This is a genomic window from Oleiphilus sp. HI0043, assembly GCF_001634935.1.
Genome location: NZ_LWEY01001170.1, coordinates 1 through 1,863, shown reverse-complemented (window position 1 = coordinate 1,863; position 1,863 = coordinate 1). Strand labels below are relative to the sequence as shown.

Annotated in this window: 4 protein-coding genes; 2 read left to right on the top strand and 2 right to left on the bottom strand. The window is 38.4% G+C overall.

Annotated features, from left to right (window positions below; all coding sequences use genetic code 11):
* Positions 1 to 136 precede the first annotated feature (136 nt).
* Complete coding sequence (locus A3729_RS13485) at positions 137 to 706, top strand: tyrosine-type recombinase/integrase (RefSeq protein WP_156497766.1); 570 nt, start codon at positions 137 to 139, stop codon at positions 704 to 706.
* 55 nt (positions 707 to 761) lie between these two features.
* On the opposite strand, the gene A3729_RS13480 is transcribed toward A3729_RS13485, so the two are convergent.
* Positions 762 to 1,016 carry a DUF2442 domain-containing protein gene (locus tag A3729_RS13480; protein ID WP_068510406.1) on the bottom strand — a complete coding sequence of 85 codons (255 nt, stop codon included), beginning with the start codon at positions 1,014 to 1,016 and terminating at the stop codon, positions 762 to 764.
* A gap of 6 nt (positions 1,017 to 1,022) precedes the next feature.
* The gene (locus A3729_RS13475; protein WP_068511393.1) at positions 1,023 to 1,280 is read right to left on the bottom strand and encodes a DUF4160 domain-containing protein; all 258 of its coding nucleotides are present in this window, start codon (positions 1,278 to 1,280) and stop codon (positions 1,023 to 1,025) included.
* 346 nt (positions 1,281 to 1,626) lie between these two features.
* Here A3729_RS13475 and A3729_RS13470 point away from each other — a divergent pair.
* The coding region (locus A3729_RS13470; RefSeq protein ID WP_156497948.1) for a transposase at positions 1,627 to 1,863 on the top strand (237 nt) is incomplete at its 3' end.

The following is a 1,863-nucleotide window of genomic DNA, read 5'->3' as shown; positions in this document are numbered from 1 at the left end:
GAACGAAGAGGTGCTGATTTTATGTATGGAGCAGAATTCTGCAACCGTTAACCCGCTCTCTTTTTGATAATCGAAGATACTTGGCCAGTCGTGTTTGGCTTTCTTGGTGTTCTTTTTAGTCATGTGCTAGTTCCTTGTGAATTTTGGAACTAGCGTAATTAATTGTTGGGTTTGGTATTATGTGTGCTTGGCTAGACGCTTACAAAGTATCAGAGACCTAGCTCTTTTCAACCTAGCAATTGATAGCATGCTTCGAAGTTGTGATCTTGTCAGACTGTCAGTCAGTGACATAAGTCATGGCGATGGTATTCAATCACGCGCACAAATCATTCAGAAAAAAACGAAAACACCTGTTCAATTTGAAATTACAGCGAAGACAAAAACGACCTTAAATAAACTGATTGAGATTCAGCATTTAGGTTTTAACGATTTCTTATTTCAAAGTCGGTGTAAGAAATCAGAGCATCTATCTACTAGACAATATGCTCGAATTGTTGACTCATGGGTTTCCAGTATTGGTTTAGATAAGGCAGCTTATGGCACTCACTCAATGAGGCGAACAAAAGCTTCAATTATTTATCGTGAAACAAAGAATCTTAGAGCTATTCAGATATTGCTAGGGCACTCAAAAATCGACAGTACTATAAGGTATCTTGGAGTTGAAGTAGATGATGCGCTTGATCTTGCCGAACGAATCCAGGTGTAGATATTTTCCAACAGGTGGATACTAAAAAGTAGCTACCTGTCAGAGATACCAATATTCAGTTGTGAACTTGGTTTTGTTTTTGGTGTAGGTCTTTTAAGAACTCAGGAGCAAGGTCTGCACCATTAGGCCAAACCACAGTCTCTAGCTCAGGATCAACTGAAACTTTAGAAAAAACAGCTACATCTTTTAATGGTAAAAAGACGGTACCTTCCAAAGCTCCTTTTAAGTCAATATTGCCTGAAGTGCCATCATCAAAAGCAACCCAAAGTGTAAAGTCGGAAACGTGCTTTGCTGATTTAATATGAAGCATAATTTGTTACTCCAACGGTGCTATGTAATTCAAAGGTTCGCCAGAGCGAGCTTTGTCCCAATTTTCTTCTAACTCAGTTAGGTGATATGAAATCCATTCTTGAACGAATTTGATAGCTCTGTTAGGCAATTCACCTTCGATGATTTCTCCATCAAAGTTAAATAGAGCCTCATACCCTGAGTACTTTGCATGAAAATGCGGAGGGTTATGATCGTTAAAATACATTGCGATCAATATTCCATAAAACCTACTTATTACCGGCATCCACCGCTCCAGTCTATAAATTTTCTCTATTATATCGTCAAACTTTAGTATTTACCGTATTTTTTAAACAGATGCCAATGACGTCCGCAAAACGGACCTTCATGACTGATCGATAAACAAAGATTTTTTGGCCAATATTGATCTGATCGGTTACTTCTGGAAAGTGAGATAAGCGGACATAACAGTTGGACTGTTTTTACAAAATTACGGCCAATATTCGCTAAGTGAAGCTTCTTCTATATGCTGTATGCATAAACAGTATCAAGAGGGATACCCCCCTGTGTCAGGATAGTTGTCGCCTCTGTTAATTTTTAATAATTGAATAGGAGGCGGTAAGAGAATATGAGTGAAGCATTATTCAAAAGAGTTTAAAGAAGCCATTGTTAAGAAGTGGCTTGAAAGTGGGTTATCATTAAGAACGTTTTCAGCCCAGGAAAACATAAACCTATCCACCTTGTATTCCTGGCGAGATAAATTTCAATTACCAGGTTCAAGTGTGACAAAAAGTAGTAGTCCAGATAACTGGTCTCCAGAAGCAAAGTTTTCAATTGTTCTGGAAACCGCCATGATGTCGGAGATAGAG